20 protein-coding genes and 1 other RNA gene are annotated in these 23,878 nt (G+C 66.1%); 11 read left to right on the plus strand and 10 right to left on the minus strand.

Translation table 11 applies throughout. The annotated features are described in order from the left end of the window. Positions 1–32 precede the first annotated feature (32 nt). Positions 33–419: RNase P RNA component class A (gene rnpB / locus C5B85_RS03055), an RNA gene on the plus strand. A 72-nt stretch (positions 420–491) separates the two neighbouring features. Here the strand turns inward: rnpB and ppgK are convergent. Further along, positions 492–1,274, minus strand: a complete 783-nt coding sequence (ppgK, locus tag C5B85_RS03060; RefSeq protein WP_068483611.1) for a polyphosphate--glucose phosphotransferase — start codon at positions 1,272–1,274, stop codon at positions 492–494. 48 nt (positions 1,275–1,322) lie between these two features. Further along, entirely contained in the window at positions 1,323–2,195 is an 873-nt protein-coding gene (gene map / locus C5B85_RS03065) for a type I methionyl aminopeptidase (protein ID WP_104284561.1), read from the minus strand. Between the two features lie 12 nt (positions 2,196–2,207). Between map and C5B85_RS03070 the strand changes: the two genes are divergently transcribed. Next, a complete protein-coding gene (locus tag C5B85_RS03070) occupies positions 2,208–2,396 on the plus strand; it encodes a hypothetical protein (protein WP_104284562.1) in 189 nt (62 codons plus the stop codon). A 41-nt stretch (positions 2,397–2,437) separates the two neighbouring features. On the opposite strand, the gene panB is transcribed toward C5B85_RS03070, so the two are convergent. After that, positions 2,438–3,265 carry a 3-methyl-2-oxobutanoate hydroxymethyltransferase gene (gene panB, locus C5B85_RS03075; RefSeq protein ID WP_258070553.1) on the minus strand — a complete coding sequence of 276 codons (828 nt, stop codon included), beginning with the start codon at positions 3,263–3,265 and terminating at the stop codon, positions 2,438–2,440. A gap of 75 nt (positions 3,266–3,340) precedes the next feature. On the opposite strand from panB, the gene C5B85_RS03080 reads away from it, so the two are divergent. Continuing rightward, positions 3,341–4,678, plus strand: a complete 1,338-nt coding sequence (locus tag C5B85_RS03080) for a glutamine synthetase family protein (protein WP_104284564.1) — start codon at positions 3,341–3,343, stop codon at positions 4,676–4,678. Positions 4,679–4,681: 3 nt separating this feature from the next. Continuing rightward, positions 4,682–7,699 (plus strand): bifunctional [glutamine synthetase] adenylyltransferase/[glutamine synthetase]-adenylyl-L-tyrosine phosphorylase, encoded by a 3,018-nt coding sequence (locus C5B85_RS03085; RefSeq protein WP_104284565.1) that lies wholly within the window; start codon positions 4,682–4,684, stop codon positions 7,697–7,699. A gap of 43 nt (positions 7,700–7,742) precedes the next feature. Here the strand turns inward: C5B85_RS03085 and C5B85_RS03090 are convergent, their stop codons facing one another. After that, positions 7,743–8,069 (minus strand): hypothetical protein, encoded by a 327-nt coding sequence (locus C5B85_RS03090; RefSeq protein ID WP_104284566.1) that lies wholly within the window; start codon positions 8,067–8,069, stop codon positions 7,743–7,745. Between the two features lie 134 nt (positions 8,070–8,203). Continuing rightward, the gene (gene glnA, locus C5B85_RS03095) at positions 8,204–9,628 is read right to left on the minus strand and encodes a type I glutamate--ammonia ligase (protein WP_104284567.1); all 1,425 of its coding nucleotides are present in this window, start codon (positions 9,626–9,628) and stop codon (positions 8,204–8,206) included. A 168-nt stretch (positions 9,629–9,796) separates the two neighbouring features. On the opposite strand from glnA, the gene C5B85_RS03100 reads away from it, so the two are divergent. Next, complete coding sequence (locus C5B85_RS03100; protein ID WP_104284568.1) at positions 9,797–10,222, plus strand: RDD family protein; 426 nt, start codon at positions 9,797–9,799, stop codon at positions 10,220–10,222. Between the two features lie 36 nt (positions 10,223–10,258). Here the strand turns inward: C5B85_RS03100 and C5B85_RS03105 are convergent, their stop codons facing one another. After that, the gene (locus tag C5B85_RS03105) at positions 10,259–10,978 is read right to left on the minus strand and encodes a DUF4191 domain-containing protein (RefSeq protein WP_104284569.1); all 720 of its coding nucleotides are present in this window, start codon (positions 10,976–10,978) and stop codon (positions 10,259–10,261) included. 116 nt (positions 10,979–11,094) lie between these two features. Here C5B85_RS03105 and C5B85_RS03110 point away from each other — a divergent pair, with 116 nt between their 5' ends. Beyond that, entirely contained in the window at positions 11,095–12,720 is a 1,626-nt protein-coding gene (locus C5B85_RS03110; RefSeq protein WP_146077825.1) for a hypothetical protein, read from the plus strand. 18 nt (positions 12,721–12,738) lie between these two features. Here the strand turns inward: C5B85_RS03110 and sucB are convergent, their stop codons facing one another. The 3 genes from sucB to C5B85_RS03125 form a co-directional block, all read right to left on the minus strand. Beyond that, on the minus strand, positions 12,739–14,220 hold the full coding sequence (sucB, locus tag C5B85_RS03115; protein ID WP_104284571.1) for a 2-oxoglutarate dehydrogenase, E2 component, dihydrolipoamide succinyltransferase: 1,482 nt from the start codon (positions 14,218–14,220) through the stop codon (positions 12,739–12,741). A 32-nt stretch (positions 14,221–14,252) separates the two neighbouring features. Continuing rightward, positions 14,253–15,626, minus strand: a complete 1,374-nt coding sequence (lpdA, locus tag C5B85_RS03120) for a dihydrolipoyl dehydrogenase (protein ID WP_104284572.1) — start codon at positions 15,624–15,626, stop codon at positions 14,253–14,255. 118 nt (positions 15,627–15,744) lie between these two features. Continuing rightward, positions 15,745–17,211, minus strand: coding sequence for a leucyl aminopeptidase (locus tag C5B85_RS03125; RefSeq protein ID WP_181064246.1), 1,467 nt, complete (start codon positions 17,209–17,211; stop codon positions 15,745–15,747). Positions 17,212–17,313: 102 nt separating this feature from the next. Here C5B85_RS03125 and C5B85_RS03130 point away from each other — a divergent pair, with 102 nt between their 5' ends. From C5B85_RS03130 to C5B85_RS03140, 3 genes are all read left to right on the plus strand, one after another. After that, positions 17,314–18,228, plus strand: coding sequence for a proteasome assembly chaperone family protein (locus tag C5B85_RS03130; protein ID WP_104284574.1), 915 nt, complete (start codon positions 17,314–17,316; stop codon positions 18,226–18,228). A 51-nt stretch (positions 18,229–18,279) separates the two neighbouring features. Continuing rightward, entirely contained in the window at positions 18,280–19,596 is a 1,317-nt protein-coding gene (locus tag C5B85_RS03135) for a nitrate/nitrite transporter (protein ID WP_104284575.1), read from the plus strand. 131 nt (positions 19,597–19,727) lie between these two features. Then, positions 19,728–21,131 carry an RNA polymerase sigma factor gene (locus C5B85_RS03140; RefSeq protein WP_104284576.1) on the plus strand — a complete coding sequence of 468 codons (1,404 nt, stop codon included), beginning with the start codon at positions 19,728–19,730 and terminating at the stop codon, positions 21,129–21,131. Between the two features lie 214 nt (positions 21,132–21,345). Here the strand turns inward: C5B85_RS03140 and C5B85_RS03145 are convergent, their stop codons facing one another. Continuing rightward, the gene (locus C5B85_RS03145; protein ID WP_068483529.1) at positions 21,346–21,585 is read right to left on the minus strand and encodes a hypothetical protein; all 240 of its coding nucleotides are present in this window, start codon (positions 21,583–21,585) and stop codon (positions 21,346–21,348) included. Positions 21,586–21,812: 227 nt separating this feature from the next. Here C5B85_RS03145 and C5B85_RS03150 point away from each other — a divergent pair, with 227 nt between their 5' ends. Beyond that, positions 21,813–23,096: a Mur ligase family protein gene (locus C5B85_RS03150; protein ID WP_258070554.1), complete on the plus strand. Its 1,284-nt coding sequence runs from the start codon at positions 21,813–21,815 to the stop codon at positions 23,094–23,096. Beyond that, positions 23,093–23,851 carry a type 1 glutamine amidotransferase gene (locus C5B85_RS03155; RefSeq protein WP_104284577.1) on the plus strand — a complete coding sequence of 253 codons (759 nt, stop codon included), beginning with the start codon at positions 23,093–23,095 and terminating at the stop codon, positions 23,849–23,851. Before C5B85_RS03150 ends, C5B85_RS03155 begins: the two co-directional genes overlap by 4 nt. Positions 23,852–23,878: the final 27 nt, after the last annotated feature.

Consider the following 23,878-nt stretch of genomic DNA (forward strand, 5'->3'; position numbering starts at 1 on the left):
GCTGCGTCGATCGCGATAGCATTGACGAAGAGCAGGTCGACTAGGCGGTCGCGTCATGGGAAACCATGCCGAGGAACGTCCGGGCTCCATAGGGCAGGACGGTGGGTAACGCCCACCCGGGGAAACCCGCGAGACAGTGCCACAGAAAGCAGACCGCCCTGCCGTCTCTCTCGAGAGACGGCAGCACCCTTCGGGGTGCATGGGTAAGGGTGAAAGGGTGGGGTAAGAGCCCACCGGGCGCCTGGTGACAGACGCCGCACGGTAAACCTCGTCCGGAGCAAGGCCATACAGGGGATGTTGACGCGGCTCGCCGAGTCCCCGGGTAGGCCGCTAGATTCGCGCGGCAACGTGCGAGCGAGAGAGATGGCCGCCCCCGACCCAGGTCGGGACAGAACCCGGCGTATCGGTCGGCCTGCTCGCCTTCGTGGGAAAACGCCGGGGGCCGGGAGCGAGTGAAGCTCCCGGCCCCCGGCGTTGTGCTGTGCGAGTGGCTAGACCCAGTGCTCTGCTGCGAGACAGGCGGACCCGACGATGCCAGCATTGTTCATGAACTCCGCGACGACGATTGGCGTCTCCACATCGATGTAGTGAAGGAACTCATCGGCCTGCTTGGAGATTCCCCCGGAGACGATGAACACATCGGGGGAGAAGAGGGCTTCGAGCTGCCGGTAGTACGGCGTGAGTCTCGCACCCCACTCTGCGAACGCGAGTTCTTCGCGTTCGCGCACTTTCGAGGACGCGAACTTCTCGTAGTCGCTGTGCTCTCCGATGCTGATGTGGCCGAGCTCGCTGTTCGGGAACAGGTGACCGCCGTAGAACATTGCGGTGCCGATGCCGGTTCCGAGCGTGGTCATGATGACACTGTCGAGCCGTCCATGGGCGACACCGAAGCGAACCTCTGCGATCCCGGCGGCGTCGGCGTCGTTCGCGAGCGCCACCTCTCGGCCAACTGCCTCCGAGAACGCGGCGCGCGCGGCGAAATCGATCCAGAGCGGGGAGATGTTCGCGGCGGACCGTGTGACGCCGTGCTTGACGATGGCGGGAACGCTGATGCCGACGGGCACGTCGGTGTCGCCGTCGAGGTCCTTGTCCCAGATCTTGCGGACGATCTCCATGGTCGCCTCGATGACCTCGCGCGGGTCGCCGCCGACGGGCGTCGGCACCTTCCGTCGCTTGGAGAGCAGCTCTCCGGTGCGCAGGTCGACAAGTGCTCCCTTGATGCCGGTTCCGCCGATGTCGATGCCGATGGCCTTAGTGGCTCTGCTCTTCCCCATGCGAGTGAGCATATCCGGCAGGAGGTCCTGCTCGATTCGATGAGGGGCTCAGGTCGTCGGAACGGTGAGGAGCTCAGCACCATCCGCGGTCACGACGACGGTGTGCTCCCACTGCGCGCAGCGGGAGCCGTCAGCCGTGACCACCGTCCACCCGTCCTCCCAGAGACGCCAGTCCGAGGTCCCGAGTGTGAGCATCGGCTCCACCGTGAACACCATGCCCTCCTCGATGACCGTGCTGTATTGCGGCGCGTCGTAGTGGGGGATGATCAGGCCGGAGTGGAAGGCTCCGCCAACACCGTGCCCCGTGTAGTCGCGCACAACTCCGTAGCCGAATCGACCCGCGTACTTCTCGATGACCCTGCCGATGATGTTCACCTGGCGCCCGGGCTTGGCCGCTGCTATCCCCCTCATCATCGCCTCGTGCGTACGCTCGACAAGCAGCCGAGACTCATCGGCGACGTCACCGACCAGGTACATGCGGTTCGTGTCGCCGTGCATCCCCTCGAAGTAGGCAGTGATGTCGACATTGAGGATGTCGCCGGATTCGAGCACCGTGCTGTCGGGGATGCCGTGGCAGATGACCTCGTTGAGCGAGGTGCAGCTCGCCTTCGGGAAACCGCGATAGCCGAGCGTTGACGGGTATGCGCCTCTGGCAGTCACGAAGTCGTGTGCAATGCCGTCGAGCTCGTCCGTCGTGACGCCGGAAACCGCGTACTGCTCGAGGTGCTGGAGGGCGTCCGCTGCGATCGCGGATGCTCGAGCGATGCGCTCGACCTCGTCCGGCGAGTAGACGTCCCCGCCCGTCCATTTGTCCGGCGCTGACTTGCCGACATAAGGCGGCCGGGTGATCGTACTTGCGACGGGTCGGAGCGGAGCGCTTTGTCCGGGCGTGAGGAGTCCGGTTCTCGGGTCTTTCGGCATACGCTTGAGCCTATGACCGATACGCATGCACAGGAATTCTGGTACAACTCCCGCACGGGAGAGGTCGAGGTTGGAAAGCAGTCCCTCGCTTCCGAGCTCGTCGGCCCATTCTCATCGGAAGCAGAAGCGAAGCGCGCCCCCGAGAAGCTTCAGGAGCGCGCAAAGGCGTGGGCTGAGGAAGAGGCAGAAGAGGACCGCTAACCTCTCGATCCTCTCGGTCCTCTCGGAGCTTCGTCGCCTAGTCAGCTGGTCTGGTCTTCAAAGCTCTCTGCCGCGGAGGGGAACGCGCCTGACTTGACCTCGTCGCGGTAGGTGGAGGCCGCGTCGAGGAGGGTCGTGCGCAGATCTGCGTACTTGCGGACGAAGCGAGGCACTCGCCCGGTGCCGAGGCCCATGGCGTCAGTCCACACAAGGATCTGGCCGTCGCACTCGGCGCCGGCGCCGATGCCGATCGTGGGGATCATGAGCTCGCGCGTGATCTCGGCCGCGAGAACAGCGGGCACCATCTCGAGGACAACACTGAAGGCTCCGGCTTCCTGCACGGCCCGTGCATCTGCTCGCACGCGATCGGCCGAGTCGCCCCTGCCCTGCACGACGTGACCGCCGAGCCCGTGCTCGCTCTGCGGCGTGTAGCCGATGTGCGCCATGACGGGGATGCCCGCCTCGACGATGCGCTTGATGGTCGCCTGCGATCGCACGCCTCCCTCGAGCTTCACCGCCTGCACGCCTGCTTCCTTCATGAAGCGCACGGCGGTGTCGAGCGCCTGTTCCGGCCCGCGCTCGTAGCTGCCGAAGGGCAGATCGGCGACCACGAGGGCTCGCGACACGCCGCGCGCGACAGAGCGGGCCATGGGAATCAGCTCGTCGACCGTGACGGGGAGTGTCGACGTCTCTCCGAGCACCGTGGTGGCCGCTGAGTCGCCGACGAGGAGGACGTCGATGCCGGCCTCGTCAAACACCGCAGCGGTCATGGCGTCATAGCTCGTGAGAGCGGTGATGCGCTCACCGGCGGCCTTGGCCGTCTGAAAGTGTCGAATTCGGACTCGCTTCGGTGCACTGGCCTGAGACATGCTGGCCATCATACGGCGGGGCGGCCTCAGGCCCAGTAGCCTAGGGGGAGGCGCACAACAAGAATTGGAGCCCGAGTGGACAAGCAGCAGGACTTCGTACTCCGCCAGATTGAAGAGCGCGGGATCAAGTTCATCCGCCTGTGGTTCACGGACGTTCTCGGAACACTGAAGTCCGTGGCGATCGCACCGGCGGAGGTGGAGGGTGCGTTCAACGAGGGCATCGGCCTCGATGGCTCGGCCGTCGAGGGCTTCACGAGGCGTTCTGAAGCCGACATGCTCCTTCACCCGGACCCCTCGACATTCCAGATGCTTCCGTGGCGCGGTGACATCGACCCGACGGCGCGCATGTTCTGCGACATCTCGACTCCGGATGGGCAGCCCTCCGTGACCGACCCTCGTCGCGTGCTCCGTCGAGCCCTCGACGTCGCATCGGCGCAGGGCTTCACGTTCTACGTGCACCCCGAGATCGAGTTCTACCTGCTCAAGTCCGACGAGGCGCTCGGCGGCGAGCCGGTACCCGCCGACAACGCCGGCTACTTCGACAACGTCCCAGGTGGCACCGCGCACGACTTCCGTCGCCGCGCGGTGCGCATCCTGGAAGATCTCGGCATCTCCGTGGAGTACAGCCACCACGAGGCTGGCCCGGGCCAGAACGAGATCGACCTCCGCTTCTCCGACGCGCTCAACACGGCGGATAACGTCATGACGTTCCGCACGGTCGTCAAAGAGGTCGCCATCGAGCAGGGCGTCTACGCGACGTTCATGCCGAAGCCCATGTGGCAGCACCCCGGCAGCGGAATGCACACGCACGTCTCGCTCTTCGAAGGCGACACCAACGTCTTCCACGAGCCAGGCGCCGAGTACCAGCTCTCGAAGATCGGCAGGCACTTCGTCGCCGGTCTGCTCAAGCACGCACCGGAGATCACCGCGGTGACCAACCAGTTCGTGAACTCCTACAAGCGCATCTGGGGCGGAGATGAGGCCCCGAGCTACGCTTGCTGGGGCCACAACAACAGCTCGGCGCTCGTCCGCATCCCGACCTACAAGCCCAACAAGGGCGGATCGGCGCGTGTCGAGTACCGCGGCATCGACTCCGCCGCGAACCCGTACCTCGCCTATGCAGTCCTGCTGTCGGCCGGGCTCAAGGGGGTCGCTGAGGAGTACGAGCTTCCCGCCGAGATCGAGGGCGACATCTGGGAGATGTCTCCTCGAGAACGAAGCGTGCTTGGCTTTGACCCACTGCCTTCCAGCCTCAACGAGGCCATCTCCATCATGGAGAACTCGGAGCTGGTCGCTGAGACGCTCGGCGAGCAGGTCTTCGCCTACTTCCTGGCGAACAAGCGCGCCGAGTGGAAGCAGTACCGGGCCCAGGTCACGCCGTTCGAGCTGGCCTCGAACCTGCACGCTTTGTAGACCGTGCGCTCAGACGGACTCCGGACCCGCCTCGCGAGGGCTGGCTTTGCCGCACCGAGCGAGGCCGAGCCGCGTCTCGCGGAGCTCGCCGAGCTGACCGGCGTGCGGGCCGACGACGTCTTCTCGGTGGTCGACGAGCGTGTCGCCGACCCCGACCAGGCATTGCAGTGGCTGGTCTACCTCGCGAGGCAGCATCCCAGCGCCGTCGACTCGCTCTTCGCCGAACGACCGAATGCCAAGACCGTGGTGAGACTTCTGGGAGCCTCGACGGGGCTCGCCGAGTTCTTCCTCAGGCACCCGCGCACGATGGAGGTCGTGCAGTCCGGCGAAGCCGAGCTGCCGACCCGAGACGAGCTGCAACGCCGCATGGCCGCGAGTGTCGGCGTCGATGCCGAACGAGCTGACGCTGATGGCGGTTTCGGCATGGCGGTCGCTCAGCTGACAGGTTCGGAGGCGGCCCGTTCGCTGCGCATCCGCTACCGCACGGAGCTGGCACGCATCACGGCGTTCGACCTCGCGCAGGACGATCAGCGCGGCTGTGTCCGGGAGGTGAGCCGCGCGTTGGCGGATCTCGCAGGGGAGACGCTGGATGCGGCGATCATGGTCGCGCGCGCCGAGACCCAGGCCCCGCCGAGCGGCTTCGGGCGCTTCCCCGCCGAGCAGGTCGAGTGCGTTCGTCTCGCGGTCATCGGCATGGGCAAGGCCGGGGCCGAGGAGCTCAACTACATCAGCGACGTCGACATCATGTTCGTCGCGGAGTCGTCCGATCCTGAGTGCGTCGCAGTTCCGAGAGCTGTCGAGATCGGCACGAGGCTCGCGAGCCTCACGATGCGGGTCATCGACTCGACCGACGTCGAACCTGCACTCTGGGAAGTGGACGCCAACCTCCGGCCGGAGGGCAAGGACGGCGCCCTCGTCCGCACGATCGACTCGTACGCAAGGTATTACGAACGATGGGCTAAGAACTGGGAGTTCCAGGCGCTCATCAAGTCGCGGGCTATGGCGGGCGATCTGCGGCTCGGGGCGGAGTTCGAGCGCCGCGTCGAGCCGTTCATCTGGGCGAGCGCGAGCCGGGCTGACTTCGTCGACCAGGTCCGGGCCATGCGCGAACGCGTCACCGACCACATCCCTGCCGAGGAAGTCGACCTGCAGATCAAGCTCGGCCCAGGAGGGCTGCGCGACATCGAGTTCACGGTCCAGCTGCTCCAGCTGGTGCACGGCCAGCACGACGAGACCGTTCGCGAGCGATCGACGCTCGCCGCGCTCGAGGCGCTCAGCGAGCGCGGATACATCGGGCGTGACGACGCGAACCAGTTCTCCTCCGACTATGAGTTCCTGAGGCTGCTGGAGCACCGCATTCAGCTGCGCGCCCTGCGACGTACGCACCTCATGCCGACGAGCGACATCGAGCGCGCCGTGCTTGCCCGCTCCGCCAGCTTCGCGAACTCGCGTGAGCTCGTCGACGAGTGGCAGCGAGTGAAGCTCCGGGTCAGGGGGCTCCACGAGAAGGTCTTCTACCGTCCGCTGCTCTCAGCGGTCGCCGCCCTGCCAACCGAGGGCTTCGCCCTCAGCTCCGACCAGGCCGAGGCTCGTCTGCGAGCCATCGGCTTCCTCGACCCGAAGGGCGCGCTTGCTCACATCACCGCGCTCGTGAAGGGCGTGTCGAGGCGCGCCATCATGCAGCGAACGCTGCTTCCGGTGCTCATCGACTGGTTCTCGCAGGGGAGCGACCCCGACAGCGGTTTCCTCGCGTTCCGCAAGCTGTCTGAGCGCCTGGGTGACACCGCCTGGTACCTGCGCCTGCTGCGGGACAGTTCGGCCGCGGCGAAGCGACTGACGCAGCTGCTCTCCGGCTCCAAGTTCGCCGCCGAGTTTTTTGAGCTCTACCCCGAGGCCGTCAAGTGGCTCGACGACGACGCGCAGCTGAAGCCCCGCTCGCTCAGTGCTCTGCTCGACGAGGTCGCGACGACCATCCGCCGCCATGACGACGAGGTTGCGCTGAGGCGTGCGCTCCGCACGTTCCGCCGGCGAGAGGTGCTTCGTCTCGCGATCGGCGGGCTGCTGAGCCTCATCGACATCAAGCAGACGGGTGCCGGGCTCTCTGACATCGCGACGGCCACCCTTCAGGGTGCCTATGACGCGGTCCGCCGCATCGACAAGGTCGAGTACCCACCTTTCGCGATCATCGCGATGGGTCGCTACGGCGGCCGTGAGCTGGGGTTCGGTTCAGACCTCGACGTGCTCTACGTCTTCGAGCCGGGCGACTTCTCGAACCCCGACCTCGCGAGCAGGCGTGCGCTTGCACTGGTCCACCGCATCGTCGAGTTCACGGCTGACCCGCGCATGCCCATCGACCTGGATGCCGGCCTCCGTCCCGAGGGCAAGTCCGGCCCGCTGGTGCGCTCTCTCTCCGCCTACCGCAGCTACTACGCACGGTGGTCGCTCGGGTGGGAGACTCAGGCGCTGCTCCGCGCGGACGATGTCGTTGGCGACCCGAACGTGCGTGACCGCTTCATGGACTTGGTCGACGATGTCCGCTACGGCAAGGAGCTGTCGGAGGACGGGCTGCGCGAGGTGCGTCGCATCAAGGCGCGCGTCGAGAACGAGCGTCTGCCGCAGGGTGCAGATCCGAAGCGACACCTGAAGCTCGGGCGAGGTTCGCTGAGCGACGTCGAGTGGCTCGCACAGACGCTGCAGCTGCAGCACGCTATGCACAGCGCTTCGCTGCGTACGACGTCGACGCTCGGAACGCTCGATGCTGCGCAGGCTGAGGAGCTGCTTACTCCTGCAGACGCGAACCAGCTGCGCGATGCCTGGCTTCTGGCGTCGCGTGTGCGCTCGGCGCTGTACCTTGCGACGAACAAGCAGTCCGACCTGCTGCCGCAGGACGGCCCGACGCTCGACGCGGTCGCGCGCGCGCTCGGCTACGCGCCGGGCTCGGGCCCCCACCTCGAGGATGACTACCTCGGGGAGACGCGGCGCTCACGTCGCGTCTTCGAGCGCCTCTTCTACGGCGAGTAGCTCGGCGACTGCCGTGGGACCCTGCTGGTTGCAGGCCGGAGGGTCACGCTTCGGTCGACTGCTGGTCCAGGATGGCGCGTTCAAGGCTATCGGCGATCAGCACCGCGTCGAGGCCTGACTGCCTGCCGATGCCGACGGCGTGCTGAGCCTCGTGCGAGGCGAGCGCCTGCAGCGCGGACTTCGGCGTCGTGAACTCGTGGCCGAGCAACTCGTCGATGGAGTGATCGAGGTCTACGTTGTGCTGGTGCCATTCCTCGCTCTGCGGCTCCGACGAGAGCCGCCGGACGGCCGCGGCGTGGATACTCGCGGCAAGGCGCTTGTGGTGGTCGACGGCGGCCAGGGCCTGCGCGCGGAGCTCTGCTTCTTCCATCCACCCAGCCTGGCACGGCGCGGACGGCATACCTGGGAGGAACAGAAGAGCCCGCCTGGTCTTCCTCGAGCGAGGAAGTCCAGGCGGGCTCAGCGTCAGTCGTTGCGGTCTACCAGCAGAGACCCAGCGTCCGATTACACCCCGTAGTAGAGCTCGAACTCGTACGGGTGCGGGCGCTGCGCGAGCGGCTGCACTTCGTTGATCGTCTTGTAGTTGATCCAGTTCTCGATGAGCTCCGGCGTGAAGACGTTGCCCTTCGTCAGGTACTCGTGGTCAGCCTCGAGCGCTGCGAGCGCCTCGGGCAGCGAGGTCGCGAGCTGCGGGATGGTCTTCGCCTCTTCCGGGGGAAGCTCGTAGAGGTCCTTGTCGACGGGTTCGTGCGGCTCGATACGGTTCTGGATACCGTCGAGGCCAGCCATGAGCTGAGCAGCGAAGGCGAGGTACGGGTTCGCCGAAGCGTCCGGAGCGCGGAACTCGATGCGCTTCGCCTTCGGGTTGGAACCGGTGATCGGGATGCGGATCGCAGCCGAGCGGTTACCTGCCGAGTAGACGAGGTTGATGGGAGCCTCGAAGCCCTTCACCAGACGGTGGTAGGAGTTCGTCGTGGGGTTCGTGAACGCCGCGAGAGAGTTGGCGTGCGCGAGCAGGCCGCCGATGTACCAGCGGGCCGTGTCGGAGAGCGATCCGTAGCCGGCCTCGTCGTAGAAGAGCGGCTCGCCGTCCTTCCAGAGCGACTGGTGCGTGTGCATGCCAGAGCCGTTGTCGTTGTAGAGCGGCTTCGGCATGAACGTCGCCGACTTGCCCCACTGCTCTGCAGTGTTCTTGACGATGTACTTGAACTTCAGGATGTCGTCCGCCGCGCTGACCATCGTGTCGAAGCGGTAGTTGATCTCCTGCTGGCCACCCGTGCCGACCTCGTGATGCGAGCGCTCGAGGATGAAACCAGCCTCGATGAGCTTGAGCGTGATGTCGTCACGCAGATCAGCCGTCTTGTCGACGGGGGAGACGGGGAAGTAGCCGCCCTTGAACGGCGTCTTGTTGCCGAGGTTGCCGCCCTCTTCTTCGCGGCCCGAGTTCCAGGCGCCTTCTTCGGAGTCGACCGAGTAGAAGCTCTGGTTCGACGTCACGGAGTAGCGCACGTCGTCGAAGATGTAGAACTCTGCCTCGGGGGCGAAGAACGCGGTGTCGGCGATTCCGGTCGAGGACAGGTAGTCGACGGCCTTCTTAGCAACCTGGCGGGGGTCGCGGTGGTAGATCTCACCCGTACGCGGGTTGTAGATGTCGAAGACCATGATCAGGGTCTTCGCGTCGCGGAACGGGTCGAGGTACGCCGTCGTGACGTCGGGGATGAGCTGCATGTCGGACTCGTGGATCGACGCGAAGCCGCGGATCGAGGATCCATCGAAGAGCTGGCCGACGGAGAAGAACTCCTCGTCGACGGTCGACGCGGGGATGTTGAAGTGCTGCTGCACACCCGGGAGGTCGGTGAAGCGGATGTCGAGGAACTTGACATCGTTATCGGCGATATAGGCGAGGACTTCAGACGGTTCTTTGAACATGGCTTCTCCGGGTCGTGTCGAAGGTGTTGGCGGACGGGGTCCTGTCACAAGCTAACCACTCGCTGTTGCCCCGTGGTCACTGTTATGTTTCGCGCACGTTACGCCGAGCGTGATATTCGCGCGCGGCTGGCCCAAGCTCCGGTGTTTCGCCGACGGTAAGCTTTCCGGATGCCCGCACAGTCAAGCAGCCCGGAGTTCGCAAAGCCGGAGAACAACCGCTACCCGGGCTACCGCCTCGGCTACCCAGAAGAGGGCCGCGGTTCGATGGCACCAATGCGGCGTCGCATCCCCGCCCTCATCGCCGACTACGCGGTGGCGGCAGGGCTCGCCTTCCTCTTCTTCGACTATGACTCGATTGCCATCCTGCTGTTGTTCTTCGCGATGACCACGGTGGGGATCATGCTGTTCGGCGGCTCCCTCGGACACCTGTTGTTCCGGATGCGCGTGACGAAACTGGATGGCTCCGCTCCCGGCTACATCCGACCTCTCGTCCGGCAGCTGCTCGTCACGCTCGTGCTCCCCATGCTCGTCTGGGACAGCGATCAGCGCGGCGGCCACGACATCATGACAAAACTCGCCCTGCGGCTCGTATAGAGCAACAGGGCGAGTCTGTGGCGGGGATGCTGCAGGTCAGCGCATCTGCGAACGCGACGAGCGCATCCGCATCGGGTCAATGCCCTTGGGAATCGGCAGTGCGTTGCTGCCAAGCGCCTTGAGTCGGCTCGTCACAGCGACGATCTCCGGCTTGGTGAGCTTCTTCGGGAGCTTGTTGAGGGTCTTTCGGATCTTGACGAGCTTCACGTCGTCAGCGCCGGTTCCCACATGGAAGTGGTGGATCGGGACGTTCGGCAGGATTCGAGCGGTCTTGCGGCGCTCGTCGTCGAGCAGTCGCTTCGTGCCTGCCTTGCTGCCCTCCGTGAGGATGACAACACCGGGCTTGCCGATCGCGCGGTAGACCGCGTCCTGCGTCTTCGCGTTGAAGGCCACTGGCATCTCGCTCGTCTGCCAGGTTCCGCGCAGGGCACTGGTGAGTACCTGCCCTGCCGCCCCGGCACGACCTTCGAGCTGCCCGAAAGCGACCCGCTCAGCACGCCAGTTCAGCGTGAACATGAAGAGGAGCACACCGACCATGAGGCCGAGGATCATCGTGAGGATCCAGGTGAGCGCGTTCGATCCGGGCAGGAAGATGCTCACGAGCGCTGCGATGATCAGGGGGACGAGCACGGCAGCGGCCATGATCCAAGGTGCGGTCTTGTCGTACTTGACCGTCATCTTGAGGACTTGCCAGATCTGCTTGAAGCGACCCGGTTCTTTTTCCGCTGCTGCGCCGGCTTGTGGAGAGTTCGCCATAGTGCACCCAGAATACCGGTACTTCACCCGGTATTCACATTCGGACTCGTGACGACTTCTCCACAGACGATGAAGCTCGTCCGTTCGAGCAGCCGCGGGGCCCTCAGACTCGCGGTGTGCAAGCCAGAAATCATCGAAGAAGCGAACACCAAGACCGGCCCGAGTACCTCGACATCGTCGGTTGGCGGGTCGTTGAATTGCTCGCAGACACAGGCCCGTGGCACCGGTACCTCGCCGTTGCGCGTGAGCGGGCAGTGCTCGACGAGGGGGAGTGGCTGGCGGGTTCACCGCGTGTGCCCTCGCGCGCTGCATCGCTGTCGGCCCCGGAAGGGGCGGTCGAGCTGCTCGTGGAGGCCGCCCCTGGGCCAGGCCTCCCGCTTTCGGACCTCTGCGAGCTCTTCGACGAGATCGAAGCGCCGAGCCTGCCCGAGATTCTCGACGTGGGAATGACGGAACAACGGGAGGCGGTGGCTGTGCTCGAGGCCACGCTCGGGTCCAGCGTCGAGGAACTCCTTGACCGACCGAACCCACTCACTGCAGGCGAGATCGTCACGATTCTGGCCCCGCTCGTGGAGACGCTCGCCGAGCTCCACGCTCAGGGGGTGTCGCTTGGCGCGCTGAGCTGCGACGATGTGCGGCTTACCTCGGCGGGGCGTCCCGTTCTCAAAAACTGGCACGCGGCTGCTCGCCTGCCCGAAGCTGATATTCGCGCGCACGTGAGCATCGTCCGAGATTGGAAGGCCCTCGAATCCGTGGCCGATCTTGTGCTGGCTCAGCTGCCGAGCCAGACGGAGCTCCCGGCCGCGCTCGAGCGGGAACTCGACCGATGCCTCTCGGGCGAAGTGGATGCTGAGCTCGGCCACCGCTTGCTCGATGCGCTCTTCTCCTGGCAGGACGCGAGGGAAGTGCACGACCCGTCGACCGGTCAACAGGTTCCGCGAACCGCGGTCCTTGCGGAGTCGGCAGCCGAGACTGCCGCATCCCGACGGATCGAGCTCCCTGAGCGCGAGGGCGGCCAAATCAACGCCGGTTCCCTGCTCGCGGGCGACTCGGACAACCTAGGCGATGACATCGCCGGCTCCGGCCGGGCCGGTACTCCACGCAGTACGACGAGCAGAAGGGCGCAACGTGCTCAGCGGCTATCCGGCACCAGACAGGGTTTCCTGTCTGGGATCAGGATTCCGTACCGCATAGCTGCTGCCGCAGCCGTTGTCATGTGCGTCTGCGCCGTGAGCATCGGCCTACTCGGCCGTGAGCCGGGCGAGGGCGCGCAGGGCACAGGAGGGCTGGCGGAGAGCGGCGTGTCCCAGGACAGTGCGAGTGCGCCAGAGACGGTGACGTCGCCGAGCCATGCCCTGCCTATAGCTGAGGAGGCTGCGGCTTCGCCAGAGGAGCCAGCGCCCGATTGGCGGGCAGCCGCTGCTGCCGAAGATCCGACTGCGGCGGCAACGGCCCTTCTCGAACGGAGAGCTGAGTGCCTCGCCAGCTCACCTGACGGCTGCCTCGAGGAGGTGTACCAGAGTGACGCCCCTGGTCTCCACGCTGACCTCGCACGCGGAGAAGGACCAGCCGTCGAGCTTGCTGGCCTCACCACGGCAACGCTCCGAGACCGCTACGGAGACTTCGCCGTCGTCGACCTCTGGCCTGCGGAGGCTGTGCAAACCGCGGAAACACCACCGGCCTCCCTCACGATCGCTCGTGGGGAGGCCGGATGGCGTCTGCGTGATGTGCGAGTGACCTAAGCCGATCGCGAGGACCTGCTACAGGCCGAGGTTGCCCTCGAACGCACCCTCTTCGAGGCGGTTCTTGACCTGCGAGAGGAAGCGAGCTGCATCCGCACCGTCGATGATGCGGTGGTCGTAGCTGAGCGCCAGGAAGACCAGCGAACGAATCGCGATGGACTCCTGTCCGTCAGCCGTCTTCACGACCGCGGGACGCTTGGCGACGATTCCGGTGCCGAGGATCGCGCTCTGCGGGAGGAACACGACGGGCGTGTCGAACAAGGCACCGCGTGAACCGGTGTTGGTGACGGTGAACGTGCCACCAGCCAGCTCATCCGGGAGGAGCTTGTTGTCGCGCGTGCGCTCGGCGAGATCGGCGATCTGACCAGCGAGACCAGCGATGTCGAGCTCAGACGCCTTCTTGATGACCGGCGTGAGCAGACCGCGCTCCGTGTCGACCGCCATGGCGATGTTCTCGGACTCGGGGTAGACGATGGAATCTCCGTCGACCGTCGAGTTGATGATCGGGAAGCTCTGGAGAGCCTCGGCAGCGGCGAGCGTGAAGAACGGCAGGAACGAGAGCTTGTTGCCCGTCTTCGCGTGGAAGTCGCCCTTGACACGATCGCGCAGCTGCGCAATGCGGGTCACGTCGACCTCGACGACCGTGGTGAGCTGAGCCGTCGAGTTCATCGATGCGACTGCGCGCTCTGCGACGACCTTGCGGAGACGTGACATCTTCGCCGTCGTGCCGCGGAGCTCCGAGACCTCGAACGGAGTCGGCTCGCCGGGCGTGCCAGAAGAGGCAGCCTGCGCGGGAGCTGCGCTCTTGCTCGACTCGGCGAAGGCGACGACGTCTTCCTTGCGGATGCGGCCGCCGACTCCGGTGCCCTGGACCTTCGTCAGGTCGACACCAGCGTCAGCCGCGAGCTTGCGCACGAGCGGCGTCACGTAGCGGGGGTCAGAGCTCGAGGCGGCCTGCGCCGACTCTCCAGCCTGTTTCGGCTGCGACGGCTGCTTGGGCTGGGCCGGGGGCTTCGGAGCGGAAGCCGACTGCTGAGCGGTCTGAGCGGCCGGAGTTGCAGCCTCCTTCGCAGGCGCCTCGGAGGTCGTCTCCTTCTCGGGAGCCGGCTTCGCGTAGCCCTCGTCTTCCTTCTCAGCGGGAGCCTCTTCGGCCTCGGGGGCCGCGGCGGGCTGCGAGGTGGACTCGGCAGCTTCCTCGACCTCAGGCTCAGCCGCGGCTTCTTCCTCGGCCGGGGCGCTGTCGCCAGACGAGGCGGCACCGGAGCCGTCGCCGAGGCGTGCGAGAACTGCGCCGACCTCGACGGTCTCGTCTTCGCCGACGAGGATCTCCTCGAGCACGCCCGCGATAGGCGACGGGATCTCGGTGTCGACCTTGTCGGTCGAGACCTCGAGCAGCGGCTCGTCGACCTCGACGGTGTCGCCGACGCTCTTCAACCAGCGGGTGACGGTTCCTTCGGTGACACTCTCGCCGAGTGCCGGGAGCGTTACGTCTTCGCTCATGATGTGGGTTCTCCTTGAGTGGTTCTGGCGGGTCAGAGTGCGTGCAGCGGGACGCCGGCGAGCAGACGTGCTGCCTCGCCGATCGTCTCACCCTGCGTCGGGTGGGCGTGGATGAGGTGTGCGACGTCCTCTGGGTAAGCCTCCCAGTTGACGATGAGCTGAGCTTCGCTGACGAGCTCGCCGACGCGGCCGCCGATCATGTGGACACCCACGATCGGGCCGTCGTTGACGCGCACGAGCTTGACGGTTCCGCTCGTGCCGAGGATCGAGCTCTTCGCGTTGCCAGCGAGGTTGTACTCAGCGGTGGAGATGGCGTCAGCGCCGAACTTCTCCTTGGCCTTGACTTCTGAGTAGCCGACCGAGGCGATCTCGGGATCGGAGTACGTGATCTTCGGAATGTTGATGTCCTCGACCTGCACGGGGTTGAGGCCGGCGATCTGCTCCGCGACAAAGATGCCGTGCTGGTAACTGCGGTGAGCGAGCTGGAGGCCGGGAACGATGTCACCGATCGCGTACACGCCGGGCACGTTCGTCTGGAGGCTCTCGTCGACGGGGACGAATCCACGGTCGGTCGTGACGCCGACCTCTTCCAGGCCGATGCCATCGGTCACCGGGCCACGGCCCACCGCGACGAGCAGCAGGTCCGCATCCAGCACTTCGCCGGACTCGAGTTCGACGTGCACGCCGTAGTCGTCCTGCGTGACGCCCTTGAAGCGCACGCCGAGCTTGAAGTCGATGCCGCGCTTCTTGTATGCGCGCTCGAGCTGCTTGGAGACGGACTCCTCTTCGGCGGGAGCGAGGTGCTTGAGGCCCTCGACGATCGTGACCTCGACACCGAACGAGCGCCAGACGCTGGCGAACTCCAGACCGATGACGCCGCCGCCCAGGATGACGACGCGGTTCGGGAGCCACTCGAGCTCAAGCGCCTGCTCGCTGGTGATGACGTTGCCCGAGATCTCGAGGCCGGGCAGCGAGCGGGAGAACGACCCCGTCGCGAGGACGACGTTCTTGCCCGTGAGCGTGTCGTCGCCCACCTGAACGGTAGTGGGGGAGACGAGCTTGCCCTCACCCTGGAAGACGGTGACGCCCTTGGCCTTCAGGAGGCCCTGCAGCCCCTTGAATTTGCTGGCGACGATGCCCTCACGGAAGGCATTGACCTTGACGATGTCGACGCCCTGGAACTCGGTCATCACACCGACGGATGCGGCTTCATGTGCATTGTCCGCAAGCTCAGCCGCATGAAGCATGGCCTTTGTAGGCACGCAGCCACGGTGGAGGCACGTGCCTCCGAGCTTGTCCTTCTCAACCAGAGCGACGGTTGAGCCCAGCTGAACGGCGCGGATAGCTGCGGCGTATCCCGCACTTCCTCCGCCAAGGACGACGAGGTCGAAATTGTGTTCTGACACCCGGAAAACTCCCTCAATGGAATTCATAGAGAAGCGGCGGCCGGTTTGTGGTCGCCACGCGCGGCGAAATTACCCCTCAGGGAAGCCTACACGCGTCGAACTGGCAGGAATAACCAGCTCAGGAGCGTGATTCGAGAAGCGCGATGAGCGTTCGCACCATCACGCCCGTCGCACCCTTGGGCACGTACCCGTACGGAGCCGACTCGTTGTTGGACGGGCCGGCGATATCGAGGTGCACCCACGGAATCGCTCCGTTGCCGTCGGCGCGCTCTCCGACGAATCGTTCGAGGAACGCCGCGGCGACGAGCATCCCGGCCGAGCGGTTGCCGGAGCGCATGTTGGCGAGGTCCGCGACCGGGGACTTGAGCGTGTCGCCGACCTCCTCGGGAATTGGCATAGCCCACGACGGTTCGCCGATGGACTTGGAAGCGTCGACGACGCTGGTGATCCATGCGTCGTCGTTGCCCATGACCGCGGTGGTGCGGTCCCCGAGCGCGACGACCTGCGCGCCCGTGAGTGTCGCGATGTCGATGATCAAGTCGGGGTGCTCTTCGCTCGCGGCGGCGATGCCGTCCGCCATGACGATTCGCCCCTCAGCGTCGGTGTTCGTGATCTCTACGGTCTTGCCGCCGTAGATGGTCACAACGTCGTCGGGCCGGGTAGCGGTGCTCGATGGCATGTTCTCTGCGATGCAGAGCCATCCTGTGATCGCAACCTTGATCCCGAGCTCGGCAGCGGCCTGCAGGACGCCGACGATCGTCGCGGCGCCCGCCATGTCGAACTTCATGCCGACCATCGACCCCGCGGGCTTGAGCGAGAGGCCACCCGTGTCGAACGTGATGCCCTTGCCCACCAGCGCGATGTGCAGCTCTGCCCCCTCCGGGCGGTAGTCGAGGCGCACCAGGCGAGGGCCGCGGGATGACCCCTGGCCCACAGCGGTCAGGCCGCCGAAGCCTCCCTCGCGGAGCTCGGTGTCGTCCCAGACGCGGGCCTCGATGCCGTTCTCCTTGGCGACCCGCAGTGCGACGTCGGCAAGGGCTGCAGGAGGAAGGTCGTTCGGGGGCGTGTTCACCGCATCCTGCACGAGGGCGACCGCCTGGGCGATGGTCGTCGCCCTGGCATTCTCCGCGGTTGCGCGAGCCGTGTCCGACGTCACGACGGTGATCTTGGTGAGCGCCGAGTCGTCGGCCTCCGACTTGTACTCGGTGAAGCGGTAGCTGGCGAGGAGCGCGCCGAGCAAGACGGCCTGGCGAACGTCGGCGTCAAGCGCGTCAGCGTCCATCGCGACCGCTGACGTTCCCGCGGCGCGAGCGAGCGAGCCGCCCGCGCGACGCGCCTGCTCCTCGTCGGTCCCGTCACCGAGACCGAGCGCGATGACGGCTCGCACGCCGCCGTCGAGCGGGATCGCGATCTTCTGCGTCTCGCCGCTCTTCCCGCGGAAGCCGGTCGCCTCGAGGTACGGCTCGAGATCCGGGAACCCCGGAGGCGCCGAGATCGTGAGCGACTCCTCGCGTCGGAGCACGGGGAGCACCAGGAGCTGTGCGTCGGGGGCGGATTCGGCGAGTTCCAAGATGGCGAGCGTCATGCATGCCAGCATATTGCGGCCGTGCCGGGCCGAGCTGGCGAGCTCGTGCGCCAAGCGCGAACGCCCGCTCGAACGCCAGCCTTCGGACCTAGCATTGAGCCTATGAGCGAGACTGAGCGCATCTTCCGAGTGGCTGCCGCCTGGCATGACGTCCCTGCCGGCCTGCCCCTCATTGTGGCGCTGCGCGGTGGCCACGACGCGGGGGCCGTCGCCGCGCAGGTCTCCGACGAGATCGTCGACCTCGACGCGGACGCGCGAATCGTCGCGGAGTTCGACGCCGATGAGCTGTACGACTACCGGGCGCGTCGTCCGATCGTGTCCGTCTCCAACGGCCGCGTGAAGTCCGTGTCGGAGCCGAGGCTCGATCTCCGCCTCGTCACCGACGAACTCGGTCAGGAGTTCCTGTTCCTGTCCGGCTTCGAGCCCGACTACCGCTGGCGGGTCTTCAGCGAGGCGCTCGTGAGTGCTGTCGACGCGCTCGAGGTGTCCTCGACGACGTGGATCCACGCCGTGCCGATGCCCGTTCCGCACACGCGCCCGATCCGCATCGCAGCCACGGGTAACCGGGAAGAGCTCGTCGACACGCTCTCCGTCTGGAACCCGACGACCGAGGCGCCCGCCCACGTCATGCAGTACTTCCAGGTCAGGGCCGAGGAGCTGGGGCACCCCGTGCTGAGCCTCGCGATGCTCATCCCGCACTATGTCGCAGACTCCTCGGTTCCGGCCGGAGCCGTCGCCGCACTCTCAGCGCTCGGCAGCGCGACGGGCCGCATGATCGCGACCGAGGCGCTGCGCGAGCGCGACCGCACGTTCCGAGCAGGCGTCGACGCCGAACTCGAGTCGAACCCGGACGGGCAGAAGCTCATCCATGCCCTCGAGACTCAGCACGACGCGTACCTGCAGAATCTGTCGGTGACCAACGACTTCGAAGATGCCGCAGGCGAGCTCCCCTCGGCAGACCAGCTGGCCGCTGAGATCGAGCGGTACCTGGCGCTGGGTCGCGACGACGACGCCTGAGTCGTCGGGGCCGAGCAGGCCCGTCTCCACAGGTAGGGGACAATAGCCGGAATGAATCGTCGTCTTGCCCCCGCGATGTTCGCCATCACGGCGATCGCTTACATGGTCGCCGTTACGCAGCGCTCCTCGCTCGGGGTCGCCGGCGTGCTGGCGAGCGAGCGCTTCGAGGTGGGGGCGACGGCACTCTCGACGTTGGCGGTCGCACAGCTGGCGGTCTACGCGGCACTGCAGATCCCTGTCGGAATGCTCCTCGACAGGTTCGGCCCCGCGCGGCTCATCCTCGTGGGCGCGCTGCTCATGTCCGGCGGGCAGCTGATCGTCGCGCTCGCGCCCGAGCTCAGCGTCGCTGTGATGGGCCGGATGCTCGTGGGAGCTGGCGACGCGACGACCTTCGTCTCTGGGCTGCGCATCATCGCCGCATGGTTCCCACCGCGCCGCGTACCGATCTTTGTGCAGTGGTACGGGAACCTCGGTCAGCTTGGCCAGGTGCTCTCCGCCGTGCCGTTCGGGTTCCTGCTTCGCTCGACGTCGTGGACTCCGGCCTTCCTCTCCGTCGCGAGTCTTGCCTTCATCACCGCGATCGCAGTCGCCGTCTTCCTCCGCGACAGTCCGGATCTTCGTCGCGCCGGGGAAGCGATCAGCGTCCGCGGAGTGCTCGCCAAGGTCGGTCAGGCCGCACGGCGCCCCGGGACTCGGCTCGGGTTCTGGGCTCACTTCACGACGCAGTTCCCCGGCACGATCTTCGGGCTGCTCTGGGGCTACCCGCTCATGACCCAGGGGCTTGGCCTCGAACCTGCTGTCGCGTCGTCGCTGCTGCCGGTCATCGTCCTCGCGGGGATGGTGCTCGGTCCGTTCCTCGGCGTCCTCACCGGCAGGTATCCGCTGCGCCGCTCGAACCTGGTGCTCATCTGCGCGCTCCTGATCCTGTCCGTCTGGGTTGCGATGCTCCTATGGCCTGGTCAACCGCCACTCTGGCTGCTGATCGTTCTCCTGGTCGTCATGGGCATCGGCGGCTCTGGCTCGGCTATCGGATTCGACTACGCGCGAACCTTCAACCCTGCCTCGAGCCTCGGCTCCGCCTCCGGCATCGTCAACGTCGGTGGCTTCGTGGCCAGCTTCACCACGATGTTCCTCATCGGCATCTCGCTCGACGCTCTCGGAATCGGGGTGGCCGGGGCTGTGGACTGGCAGCAGTACAAGCTCGCATTCTGGGTCATCCCGGCGATCATGCTCGTCGGGCTCAGCGGTCTGCTGCTCAGTCGTCGGCGCACACGAGGTCGAATGGCGCGCGACGAGGGAATAATCATCGACCCGATCTGGGTTGCAATAGGCAGGAAATGGTTCGGGTCGGGCAGACACGGGATGTGAATCCACGGCGTCAATCCAGGGTTTCGTCTGAAACCGTGCCATAATCAACGGATGGACCCTGCGGGTCTGCCTTCGTGCAGACTTGACAAGGGCCTTCCTTATGCCCGCACCGTGACGAGAGGGGTCTGAACATGGCGACACGCACGGGAGCTACCACGGCTACTGCAGAAGCAACCGAGGAAACCAAGAAGGCGCCGGCGCGCAAGCGCGCGACGCCGGTGAAGAAGGCGAGCGCAGACACTGTCGCAGCCGTCGACACCGAGAGCACAGCAGACGAAACGGCGGCGAAGAAGCCCGCTGCGAAGCGCGCACCTGCGAAGCGTAAGACCGCAACTGCGGCCGAGGGGACGACCGCGAAGGCCGCACCCCGCAAGCGCGCTGCAGCGAAGAAGAAGGTCGAGGGTGACGAGCCCGAAGACGGCGCAGAAGAGGGCGAGATCGAAGAGGTCGATGTCGACGCGGATGCGTCCGACAACGCAGACTCCGACGACGACTCGGTCAAGCCGGCCGACCCGAAGGACGCAAAGGCAGACACAGAGAAGGCGCGCGTTCAGGGCGCCATCGTTCTCACGCCAAGCGACGACGAGGAAGAGACTCCGGTCTACTCCGCGGCCATCACCGGTGCGACGGCTGACCCGGTCAAGGACTACCTGAAGCAGATCGGAAAGGTCGCACTGCTGAACGCGGCCGAAGAGGTTGACCTCGCCATGCGCATCGAGGCTGGCCTGTTCGCCGCCGAGAAGCTCAAGGAGCAGGAAGGTGAGCTCGACAAGCAGCTCGTCCGCGAGCTCAAGTGGGTCTCCCGAGACGGCGACCGGGCTAAGAGCCACCTCCTCGGAGCAAACCTCCGCCTGGTCGTGAGCCTCGCCAAGCGCTACACGGGTCGAGGAATGCAGTTCCTTGACCTCATCCAGGAGGGCAACATGGGCCTCATCCGTGCAGTCGAGAAGTTCGACTACACGAAGGGCTTCAAATTCTCCACTTACGCGACCTGGTGGATCCGCCAGGCCATCACGCGTGCAATGGCGGACCAGGCACGCACGATCCGCATCCCGGTGCACATGGTCGAGGTCATCAACAAGCTCGCCCGCGTCCAGCGTCAGATGCTGCAGGACCTCGGTCGCGAGCCCACGCCGGAGGAGCTCGCCAAGGAGCTCGACATGACCCCTGAAAAGGTCGTCGAGGTGCAGAAGTATGGCCGCGAACCCATCTCGCTGCACACGCCGCTCGGTGAAGACGGAGACAGCGAGTTCGGTGACCTCATCGAGGACACCGAGGCCGTAGTCCCCGCAGACGCGGTGAGCTTTACGATGCTGCAGCGCCAGCTCGAATCGCTGCTCGACTCGCTTGCCGAGCGCGAAGCTGGTGTCATTCGCATGCGCTTCGGCCTCGGAGACGGCATGCCGAAGACGCTCGATCAGATCGGCGACACGTTCGGTGTGACTCGAGAGCGCATCCGCCAGATCGAGTCCAAGACGATGGCCAAGCTGCGCCACCCGTCGCGCTCGCAGTCGCTGCGCGACTACCTCGAGTAGCGAGACCTGTCGAGTGGGCGCTATCTGAGGACGAGATCGCGCCCACTCGGCCAGAGCGCTCAGGTCTACTCGGCACGCTCAGGCCCACTCGGCACGCTTAGGCCCGCTCGGCAAGTGCGCACGGCAGGACTCAGTTCACGATAAAGGCCCGGATGCAATCGCATCCGGGCCTTCGTCGTTCGCGGCGTGTGCCGTGACGGGATTCGTCGGTGGGTTACTCTGCGGGCTGTCCGGCTGCAGCCTTCTCGCCGTGCAGGCGGGAAGTCTCGTCGTGCCAGGCGACCGCCTGCTGGCGGAGCTTCTCTTCGTGGCGTGTCGCGTGGTGGGCGCAGAAGAGGAGTTCTCCCGCACTCAGCTGCACGCGGACGTACGCCTGAGCTCCGCACGCGTCGCAACGGTCTGTTGCGGCGATGGGCGCCGAGTCGGTGCGCAGGGCCGTTGTGCTCTCCGTCATGATGCCTCCAAAGCTTCGGTGATCTTGCGATCACGACAATTAGAGCACGGGCATTGGAATCCCGGGTGATTTGAGGGGTCAGGTTCGCCCTGCGCGTAGCAGCGGCGCCACCGCGTGACGTCCGTGGTCCCGACACGGGCCCGTGAGATACTGGCGGCGGTCGGCGAGGCGGGGGTCTCTCGCCGTTTCGACGGATGCGCAGACACTGCGCGGAAACGGGAGTGTGCATGGGTGGCAAGCTGCGGCGAATGATCGCCGTCGGTCTCGGACGGAGCGCGCGCGGAGCCATGCGTCTCCGCGGAGGTGGCTCCGCGGTGCCGGGGAGGGTGGCACTCGCCATCTCTCCGGACTTCCTCGAGACGGCAGTGGCGAAACTTCCGCTCGGCGTCATCTTCGTCTCCGGGTCCAACGGCAAGTCCACGACCACGCACTTCCTCACCAGGATGCTGCGCCGCCACGGGCTGCGCGTCTTCACGAACTCCTCTGGTGGCAACCTCCCGCAGGGCATCGCTTCTTCGATGCTCCCTGACGTCGACGTCAACGGCAATCTTCGAGCTGACATCGCGGTACTGGAGGTCGACGAGGCCTACGGCCCGCGCCTCCTTGGGCACCTCCACCCTCGTGGAGTGCTCCTGCTCAACGTGCAGGTCGATCAGCTCAACCGCTTCTACGACCCGTCTCGGGTGACGGAGTTCCTCCGCACCATTGCCGGGGCCTGCGGCGACTTTAGCGTGCTGAACGCTGACGACGCCTCGCTCCGGAGCCTTCCGCCGTCACTCGACGCGCCTGTGACGTGGTTCGGAGTCACCCCCGAACTCATCGAGCAGTCGCCGAACGGCCTCTCGAACTTCGATGACATCTCGGCCGCGAGCGTCGAGGTTGCTGCTGGTGATCGAGCTGTGCAAGTCGTCTCGCTGAACGGGCGGGACGCGACCCTCCGCTTCGGCGATGAAGAGATCGCCATCCGCCTCCCTGCCCGCGGCCTGCACTACGCACTCGACGCCGCTGGCGCTGCCGCCACCGCTCAGCGCATCCTCGGCGACTCGTTTGTGCCCGCGCTCGTCGCGGAAGCGCTTGGCGAGTCGCAGACGGTCTACGGTCGTGGCGAAGTCATGAGCGTGCGTGGTGAGGAGATCGAGATCATCATGATGAAGAACCCTCCGAGCCTGCAGATGAACCTGGATGCCCTCGAAGAGGCTCCCGAGCAGGTCTTCGTCTCCGTCGACGAGGGCACCCCGGACCCGTCGTGGATCTTCGGCGCCGACCTGAGCCGACTCGACCACGTCGACGTGGTCTCCGGCACAAAGGCGTGGCAGATCGCGACCAGGCTCGGCTACGGCGATATCCCCGTTGGCCTTGTTGAGCCCAGCCTCGGTGATGCACTGGACAAGTTCCTCGCTCTGCCGAAGCCAAGCAAGGGTATGAAGACGATGATCGTGAACTACGAGCAGATGATGTCGATCCGCCGCCGACTTGGGCAGTCCGGCATCGAGGGGAAGGCCAACTCATGATGTTGCGAATCGCGCACCTCTACCCGGTCGAGCTCGGGATCAACGGCGACGTCGGCAACGTGACCGTGCTCGCCAAGCGCGCCAGAGCCCGCGGCCTCGAGGTCGAAGTTGTCAACGTCGGCCGTGGTGCCGTCGCGTTGCCAGACGCCGTCGACCTCCTCCACATCGGCTCCGGCCCGCTTGCAGCGGTGCAGACGGTCCAGTCGGATGCACTTCGGCACGCGATGCAGCTCCGCGAACTCGTCACTGCCGGCATGCCGCTTCTCGCGGTCGGCGGCGGCTGGGAGCTGCTCGGCTCGAGCATCATCCACGACGACGGAGAGCTCGACGGCCTCGGCGTGTTCGCCTCGAAAGCCGTTCGCGAGCAGTCCCAGAGCGTCGCAGAAACTGTCGTACGTACCGACGGCGGCCTCCTCGCAGGGTTCGCCAACCACAACGCGGTGACGACACTCGATGCCGGCGCGAAAGCGCTCGGCGAGATCGTGCGCGGGTTCGGCAACGGCGGAGCGGCGGCGGAGAACGAAGGGTCGGAAGGCGCCAGACAGCTCAACGCGATCGGCACGCACCTGCACGGCCCGATTCTCGCCCTGAACCCTTCGCTGGCAGACCAGCTCCTCGAGCAGGCAGTTCAGCGCCGCGATGCCGACCACAGCCTCGGGGACGGCGGCGAGGAACTTGCCCGCCTTGACCTCTGGTCCAGGAACGCACGCCTCGCGCTCATGCGGCGGATCGGCCTGACCGCTCCAGCTTCCTGACTCCGCCGCTGGGGGCGGGAAAGTCAC

It is taken from the genome of Pseudoclavibacter sp. AY1F1 (assembly GCF_002931075.1).
Classification (GTDB): Bacteria; Actinomycetota; Actinomycetes; order Actinomycetales; family Microbacteriaceae; genus Pseudoclavibacter.

Excerpts from the sequence above, each read along its gene's own strand:
- sucB (WP_104284571.1), bottom strand. The coding sequence starts at position 14,220 with ATGAGCGAAGACGTAACGCTCCCGGCACTCGGCGAGAGTGTCACCGAA.
- C5B85_RS03150 (WP_258070554.1), top strand. The coding sequence starts at position 21,813 with ATGGGTGGCAAGCTGCGGCGAATGATCGCCGTCGGTCTCGGACGGAGC.
- C5B85_RS03090 (WP_104284566.1), bottom strand. The coding sequence starts at position 8,069 with ATGGAAGAAGCAGAGCTCCGCGCGCAGGCCCTGGCCGCCGTCGACCAC.
- map (WP_104284561.1), bottom strand. The coding sequence starts at position 2,195 with ATGCCGAAAGACCCGAGAACCGGACTCCTCACGCCCGGACAAAGCGCT.
- panB (WP_258070553.1), bottom strand. The coding sequence starts at position 3,265 with ATGTCTCAGGCCAGTGCACCGAAGCGAGTCCGAATTCGACACTTTCAG.
- ppgK (WP_068483611.1), bottom strand. The coding sequence starts at position 1,274 with ATGGGGAAGAGCAGAGCCACTAAGGCCATCGGCATCGACATCGGCGGA.
- C5B85_RS03100 (WP_104284568.1), top strand. The coding sequence starts at position 9,797 with ATGCCCGCACAGTCAAGCAGCCCGGAGTTCGCAAAGCCGGAGAACAAC.
- C5B85_RS03135 (WP_104284575.1), top strand. The coding sequence starts at position 18,280 with ATGAATCGTCGTCTTGCCCCCGCGATGTTCGCCATCACGGCGATCGCT.
- glnA (WP_104284567.1), bottom strand. The coding sequence starts at position 9,628 with ATGTTCAAAGAACCGTCTGAAGTCCTCGCCTATATCGCCGATAACGAT.
- C5B85_RS03125 (WP_181064246.1), bottom strand. The coding sequence starts at position 17,211 with ATGACGCTCGCCATCTTGGAACTCGCCGAATCCGCCCCCGACGCACAG.
- C5B85_RS03140 (WP_104284576.1), top strand. The coding sequence starts at position 19,728 with ATGGCGACACGCACGGGAGCTACCACGGCTACTGCAGAAGCAACCGAG.
- C5B85_RS03155 (WP_104284577.1), top strand. The coding sequence starts at position 23,093 with ATGATGTTGCGAATCGCGCACCTCTACCCGGTCGAGCTCGGGATCAAC.
- C5B85_RS03105 (WP_104284569.1), bottom strand. The coding sequence starts at position 10,978 with ATGGCGAACTCTCCACAAGCCGGCGCAGCAGCGGAAAAAGAACCGGGT.
- C5B85_RS03130 (WP_104284574.1), top strand. The coding sequence starts at position 17,314 with ATGAGCGAGACTGAGCGCATCTTCCGAGTGGCTGCCGCCTGGCATGAC.
- C5B85_RS03070 (WP_104284562.1), top strand. The coding sequence starts at position 2,208 with ATGACCGATACGCATGCACAGGAATTCTGGTACAACTCCCGCACGGGA.
- C5B85_RS03145 (WP_068483529.1), bottom strand. The coding sequence starts at position 21,585 with ATGACGGAGAGCACAACGGCCCTGCGCACCGACTCGGCGCCCATCGCC.